The organism is Candidatus Woesearchaeota archaeon (assembly GCA_018303425.1).
In the GTDB taxonomy this organism is placed as follows: domain Archaea; phylum Nanobdellota; class Nanobdellia; order Woesearchaeales; family JAGVYF01; genus JAGVYF01.
In genome coordinates, this window is record JAGVYF010000023.1 from 18,771 (window position 1) to 27,288 (window position 8,518).

General features: G+C 34.1%; 2 protein-coding genes. Both read right to left on the minus strand.

The window, feature by feature from the left end; genetic code table 11:
* Window positions 1-28: 28 nt before the first annotated feature.
* A complete protein-coding gene (locus J4418_03850; GenBank protein MBS3113189.1) occupies window positions 29-1,609 on the minus strand; it encodes a hypothetical protein in 1,581 nt (526 codons plus the stop codon).
* Window positions 1,606-8,478 (minus strand): LamG domain-containing protein, encoded by a 6,873-nt coding sequence (locus J4418_03855; protein ID MBS3113190.1) that lies wholly within the window; start codon window positions 8,476-8,478, stop codon window positions 1,606-1,608. Before J4418_03855 ends, J4418_03850 begins: the two co-directional genes overlap by 4 nt.
* Between the last annotated feature and the right edge of the window lie 40 nt (window positions 8,479-8,518).

Consider the following 8,518-nt stretch of genomic DNA (forward strand, 5'->3'; position numbering starts at 1 on the left):
TTGACTCTACAATAACAAGATATGTTACTTATACTCCAGTTTTATGTTCATGCACTTCCCGGGGTATTAATAATTTTGCCCTCCCTATAAGTGTTAATACCGTTTCTTTATTCAAATTTTGACCTGAAAATCTTACCAGTTCCATCTCCCGAATTAAATCCAATGCTTTTTCTCTTTGTGACGGCCTAAGCGAACCTGATTTTAATAGATGGCTTAACTCTAAAAAACTTAAATTTTCTTTTGTGCCTAATAAGGCAAGTAATGTGCTTTTAACTATATCAGAAAGATTATCTAAAACCCCCCCTAAATTATTTGTATACATTGTTTGTTTGGAAAGCGCATCAAGCTTATCTCTTAAAGCTTCAAATCTGTCTTTCCTTTTTCTTAGTACATGTTTTCTCCTGCCCTGAATTTTTCTAAATATCTCCCTAATAATTCTATAAATAACAAGGATAAAGTATAAAACAACAATCAATATTATTATTAAAATTAATACCCTTTCCCATTTAAGTTTGTATTCTCTTGGAACTATAATTGGTTCTTCCTCCATCCATTGACATTTTTCTTCAGTAGGAGGAAGAGTTATTTCTGTCCCGCAGGCATTTTTATCTCTGCAGTCTCTAACCCTAAACCCTTCACTATTATATGGACCCCAGAAATCACATTCCCAAATTTCTATGCAGCTTCCGTTTTCATCATATTTTAAACTTTCATTTGATTCTGAAACATTCTCCGGAATATTTGCATTGTAATCTTGACTTGTATCTTCATCAAATATTCTTGTCACTTGGCCCGCCGGCGTTTCAACTATCACTGCGCCTGTTAACCAATCCAATAACCAGGACCAAAATGAAAATTTTTTCTCAGCAACGCATATCCCACAGTCACTTATACAATTATAACATGATTCGCCAAAGGTTTCGCCTTCGCAAAAACTATCACCGCATACGGTGCCATATGGATCTGGACCAATCCCAATGCCCGGATCTTCCGGCTCTAAAGTTAATATTACGCGTTGCAAACCCTTATTTAAAACTTTAATGGCAACCCATGATGTGTCATTACGACATAATCCCTTTACATAATCCCAATCCTTGCATTTATAAATTTTATATCTGGGACCAGCGCAAACATAACCATAATCAAGCTTCATATTCTTAAAATCAGTCAACGGAGCACTGCTTGAAAGAACATCAAAATTAGTAAATGCTGTATTGATTGATGGAATATCGCTTAAAATAACTAAATCCTTATCAATATTCTCTTTAGATATCCCTTCAATGGTTATACCTTGAATCGAAAAAGCCTCAGTGGGTTGTATATTAAGATTAAATACGTCTGAAGTAGTTTTTAATGCTTCAATGTCTTTAGGATTAACACCTAACAAATCTCCTTTTTCATTGTAAACTTTAACTGTTTTCTGAAAACTGTTTATTCCCTCTGCTGCTTGAGAATTAATATTGATTTTTTGTTCATTGAGATAGAACTTTCTAGTCACTTGTCCAGTTATTGCATGGGCTGAAGAAATTATTAATAAGAGAAATATACCTGCAAATATTAAATTTAACAATTTTTTATTCATTATATGTGAATTAATGTAATTTTTCATTTATATGATTTTCTACCTTTTTTTTTGAAATTATTTATGCTGACTGTTTGTCCAAACCATTTTATTACAGATTTTTTATGTTTTTTTAGTATTTTCTTCTTATTTTTTGATTGAACAAATTCTTTAACTAAACCTGCTAATGCTGAACGTTTTTCTATGGGCTGCTTAAAATATAAACCCTTTGTTGGCCTTGTTATGATATATATTGATATTGAAATTGAAACTAAAGCCAATAAAATTGAAAGATAGAATGGGCTTTCAGGGGTAATAATCTCAATCGGGGCTTCAATTATTGGCCTTATAGTTTCTTCAGAAGTTATAACTTCTTTGCAGCCTTCTATAGCAGCATTGATTAATGCATTAGCTTTATCATTGAAACCTTGACGCAGTGACATTTTTGCTTGATCAAGTAATTCTTGCAGCTCGAGACACTCCGGATGTTCCCTGAATAAATCTGCTACAAATACCAGCTCCTTCAAAACGCTTTCAGGATCATCTATGGTTTCAGTTGTTAAATCAATATCAATAATAGATGAATCAGTAATTTTAGGGTTAGAAATATTAGCAAAAACCGTAACTGAAAATTTACCTGTTGTTACATTGGTTGTAATAATAGTCAAATTTGTGCTGTTCAGTTCATATGGATTAATCATATCAAACTTTGAAATTCCAGGGAAAGACACATCTATTCCGGAAGTATTCGAAACTGCGGATAAAACAACGCCTTTTAATGGGGTATCTTTATTTTTTAATAAGATAGGAATATCAATTGTATCAGTTGTCCGCATAATTAATTCACTTGGAGTTATTAAGCTTAATGAAACATATTCAGTTATACCGCTGCCACCGCCGCTGGTTTGTGTTACAGTTACTGTTCTTGTTACTGTTTCAGTTGATGTTGTTGTTATAGTTATTGCAGGCGGGGCAGTTCCATTTAAATAATATACAAATACTTCGTCAGATACTTTTGAATTTTTATAAATATCATATGCAACAACTCTCCAACTCCAATTATAATTTTCAGATAAATTAAACGTTAAGTCTGTTGCGTTTAAAGTTGAATTTAAGGTATAGTTTACATAGTTAAAACTTGATGAAGTACTAAACTCAAGTGTATAAACATCAAAATTTGTATCTGTGGCAGTAGTCCAATTAAATGAAGGGCTCCTATCATAATTCAACTGGTCACCATAGATATTATCCGCTATTGCAAGCAAATGGAATACTGAAGGGGGTGATTGATCCGAAGTTATAAAAGTATAATTTGTTCCTATGGCCGTATTAGCAAAAGTATCGGAACAGTTTAACCCCCACAAATGCTTTCCATCAATATTTGTAAATGTTATTAATGTAAAATTAAATGCTTGATTTGCCGTTACATCCTTAGTTTCCCTTTTTGACCAACCAGTTGACCAGTTGCCGTATAATGTGCATGCACCTTTTTCATTTAATGTTCCGGAGAAAATATAAGTTAAATTGTCATTAGTATAATTCACTTGGCTGATAATATTTGGCGCAATTGTATCATCAGTTTTGAATGTGTAATTAATCCCTAATGCCTGAGTATTTGTCAAATTATTAGTACAATTAATTCCCCATAGATATGATTGGTCAGAACTAAAAGTTATAGGCGTAAAATTAAATGCCTGGTTCGCTGTTGCATCAAGAGTTTGATTCTTCCCCCACAAACCAGACCAGTTTCCATACAAAGTGCAAGAACCCCCGCCATTTGAAACTGCAGACATAATAAACGATAAATAATTATTTGTGTAATTTGTTTGATTGGCAATCTGCGCCGAATATATAGGAGATGTTGTAAATGTATAATTAGTCCCCCAGGCAGAAAAACTTTGCGTATCTGAACAATTTGCCCCCCAAACTATGTTTTGAGAAGTTGAAAAATTAATACCGGTGAAATTATACGGAGTATTTGAAATTACTGCAGCAGATTCGTTTTTGGCCCATGAACCTGACCAATTGCCCCACAAACTACATTGGCCTGTCTTTGACGAAGTTAATGAAAAATTATAAATAATTCTATCTAAAGTATAATTTCTTTGATTTGTTATGCTTGGACCTGCAGAATCAAAAGTTGAAAATGTATAATTAACACCTAAACCCTGATTTATTGAGCTATCCGAACAATTCATACCCCAAATGTAACTATTACCTGAAGAAAAATTTATACTTGTAAAATTAAATAACACATTAGCAGTTACACCTAATGTTTGGTTAATTGTCCATGAACCAGACCAGTTGCCATACAAAGAACAAGATCCGTCTTCACTTGATTTGGCAGACATTGTATAATTTAATTGGTCATTTGTATAATTAATTTGATTTGAAACTGTTGGAGCTATAAAATCTCCAAAGGTGGCTGAATAGTTGCTATAAATTCTGATTAACGGTTCATTGGCTTTTGTGCCGTTCCAGCATGTCACTCTGCCAACATATGCATATGCATCCGCGCTATGGGATGAAATAAATAATTTTCTAACACTATTAGTATTATATTCTCTGGTTCTTGCGCTACTGTTGATATAATTAGAGGTATTTGAATTTTGTTCGATATAATAACTGATTTTGTTATTTGAATTATCATCAGTTACATAATAATTGTACAATTCACCGGTGTTAATTGTATAGGATAAAGATTCACTGCCTGTGCCATCCGCGACAAAAGGATTATTTGATATGGGCGCGCTAATTCGGCCTGCTGCAAATGTGCTACCGCTGCAGGTTGTTGATGCCCCTTCAATAAAGTACAAGTATAATGAAGATGAATCATTATGGTACACTTCAGTTTTACAGGTCATATTATTATCTCTAGGATATATTGTTGCGCAGGCATAACTGCTGGAACTCCCCCCGCTTACTTCCATAGATTTGTCATTATTAATATTTTGATATTTGTTATATGAACCCGTAACTTCCCAACCGGCCTGTCCTTGCTGCACTGCTCCAACTTGACTGCCAATTGTGCCTGACTCAAAATCATCTCTTAAAACATAATCTGATAATGTGCTAGAGATAGTCGAATTAATTAAGATATTCCCTTCAATATTGTCGGTTAACCACCTATAATTACCGTAAGTATCATTACATCTTATGTTCCACATCAAGTTTTGATATCTACCTAATGCGGTAAAATTGAATAATGTATTATTTGTTACAGAATTATTCGTCTGATTTAATGACCAACTGCCAGTTATGTTTGTCCATAATTGACAGGCACTAATCCCCGTGTCATCAATTACTCTTGTTGCGATAATACCCAAAGAATTGGTTGCACTGTAATTTTTAATGTAAGTGAAATTAGGTAAATTTATTTCAACCGACACAAATGAATAATTAGCGCCCCATGCCAGATTCTGGTTCCCGTCACTGCAATTCATACCCCAGAAATAATGAAGTCCGGGAGTTATAAAATTGATATTTGTGAAATTAAAAACAGTTCCTGCTAAAACAGAACTGCTTATATTTTTTCCCCAGGTACCTGACCAATTGCCATAAAGAGTACAGACACCATTTTCATTGCTTTGCGCAGAGAAAGTATAGTTAATTCTTTCATTTGTATAATTAATTTGATTTGAAATTATCGGAGGCGTATTATCGACGCTATAGAAAGAATAATTTGAGCCAAACCCTGAATTTCCTAAATTGTCGGAACAATTTATGCCCCAAAGATAGTTCTGATCTGCAACTGCGAAGATTATATTTGTAAAATTAAATAACTCATTACCGATATTTGAGACTGTTGAATTTTTTATCCATGCACCTGACCAGTTGCCGTATAATGAACATTGTCCAGATTCACTTGAATTCGCTGAAAATATATACAATTCTCTATCATTAGTATAATTTATTTGATTAACTATATTTGGCGCTGCAGTATCTAAACTTGCAAATGAAACATTGTTAGATTGACCATTATTGCCAGTTGTGTCTGAACAATTTACTCCCCACAAATAATTAAAACCATAATTTGTAAAATTGACTATCGTAAAATTAAATAAAGTATTTGCATTTACGCTTACAGTTTTATTCTTATTCCAGAGCCCTGTCCAATTACCATATAACGTACAGGAACCAGATTCAGAGGATTGTGAAGAAAATAAATAGTCTAATCTATTATTAGTATAATTTACTAGATTCGTAACGCTTGGAGCAATTTGGTCGGCAGTTGTGAAACTAATATTATTTCCAGTTACTGGATTATTAGATGTATCAGAACAATTTACACGCCAAAGATAATTAGTTTCAGATGCGATAAAACGAATGCCTGTAAAGTTAAATGGTAAATTGGCAGTTAACCCTGAAGTTGCATTTTTACCCCAAGAACCAGACCAATTACCGTATAACGTACATGTACCTTCTTCTGAAAGAGTTAATGAAAAATTATAGTTGATTCTATCATTAGTATAATTTTTCTGATTGCTTATCACAGGGTCTGCTGAATCTTGCACAGTGAACGAATAATTAGCAGACCATTTCTGATTAGCAAAAGAATCTGAACAATTCAAGCCCCATATATATGTTGAACCATCCGCGGTAAAGTTTAAACTTGTAAAATTAAATTTTTGATTTGCAATGACTGAATTTGATTGATTTAAACGCCAACTTCCGCCCCAGTCTCCAAATAATGAACATTGGCCGGTTTCAGATACATTAGCTGAAAAAGTATAATTTATTCTATCATTTGTATAATTTAACTGGTCATAAATTATTGGCGGAGTAATGTCTGCAGTTGTAAATGAGATATTTATGCCAATGCGGCGATTGCCTGATAAATCTGAACAATTTGCATTCCATAAATAATTATAACCCTCACTAGTAAAATTCAAACTTGTAAAATTAAATCTCGCGCCAGCTGTAACTGCTTTTGTTTCATTCTTAGCCCAGCTTCCGGACCAGTTGCCGTATAATGTACAGCTGCCGGATTCAGTGGATTTTACGGACATTGTATAGTTCAGCCTATTCGTCGTATAATTTACTTGGTCGGAAATAGTTGGCGGAATTGTGTCGACAGTTGTAAAGGAATAGTTCGTTCCCCATCCAATATTGGCCGATGAATCTGAACAGTTCATGCCCCAGAAATAATTCGTATTTTGACTTGTGAAGTTCAGGCTTGTAAAGTTAAACAAGGTGTTAGCTGTTACTGATTTAGTATCATTCTTAGTCCATGAGCCTGACCAGTTGCCGTACAATGTGCATGAGCCCGCTTCACTGGATTGCGCCGACATTGTATAATTGAACCCATCATTTGTGTAATTTAGTTGGTTGCTTACTGTTGGCGAAATAACATCTGCAACCGTTATAGTACTTGAGTTTACTTGCGCGCCATATCCGTCTACTCCATCATAAGGGGTTACACCGAAAGTTAGGTTTGTTCCAGTCAAGTTATAATATCTTGAACTTAAATTTGTAATAGTATGTGATAAGCCTGATGCGGCAATTTGACCATATGAAGTTAAATTATATAAGTCACCAATCTCCTGCGATGTTAAAGTTTTATTATATACCATAACCTCATCAATAGTTCCGTTGAAATAATTACCATCTACATACCTCCCTATAGATTTACCCGTTGCCGTGCCATTGCTATTTGTGCCAAAAAATGTTTGTTTTGCTTCCCCATTTAAATAAAATATACCTTTACCATGCGTTGAATTATATCCATAATTATATGTAACACCCATATGATACCATTGACTGGGATTAAGATTTAAACCGGTAATTATATGCACGTCTCCTCCAGAATTTGGCCAGAAAAATACTGAATCAATAGAGGTAATCAGCGAAAATGAAACTGCGGCATAATCAAGAATCGTTTGAAGCGTAGCCGAGTCTGTATCAAAGTTTATCCAGCTCGAAACTGAAATTTCTCCCGATCTCGTATATGTCGCTAAATCAATATATGAATTATTAGAAAAATGGTACGCTCTTTTGATTTTCCCTGTATAATTGCCTAAACTTCCTATTATATTACCATTATTACTGCCCGCGCTGTCGAGGGTATTAGAATCTAATTTCCAATAGGATACTAAGTTAGGATCTCTCCATGCATTTGTGCCATTAATATACCATTCATAAATAGTTGCATTCTCGAAATCATTATCTCCATCTGTAAAGTCCCATTTGCCACCGATTTCTGAAATCGTATTGTTGATTACACTAGGATGAATAGTTACGTTACCGGCAGTTGGAACAGACGGGTCATAAGCATAAGCAACCTCATCGCCAAACTCAAACTTCAGTATAGCATAACCAGAAATATTCATATAATGTATTATATTGCCTGTTTCATTGTCACAATTGTAATCATTATATATGATATGCGTTCCATTCTGAATAGGGGCTAACTTAGCAGAACCGCAATTTAATTCTAAGAAATCAAGCTCATTTCCATACTCGGCATTTGTTGGAGAAATACGCAAGTCAGCAGTACCAGAAGTCTCGAATCTAACTGTCCAATTATCCCCTGAATGTGGATAACTAAACACATCTAAAACTGTAATCTCAACTTCATAAGTTTGATTTGATAAGCTCGGAACGATCCAATAAATTTCGTCAATCAGCCCGTTATTATTATTGTCATTAGCCTGATATAAGTCAGTTAATTCCCTTATGCTTTCAGTAGTTCTATACAATTTAATAGCTGATAATGGCGATTCAGTAATTGTTGTATACGCCAAAATATTCTCATAATGAGTTTCAGAAGATATCACAATTTCTTTTTTATTAGAAGAAATATTTGTTTCATGCGCAACTGGCGCTTCAGTGTAATATTCAATTTCAACTTCTTCAACCTCTTCCTCAACAATAATTTCTGTGGAGTTATCAACATTTTCTTGTTGCGTCCCAATCACATTGCCCGTGATAAGATTTGTGACGGCTATAGGTTTTTCT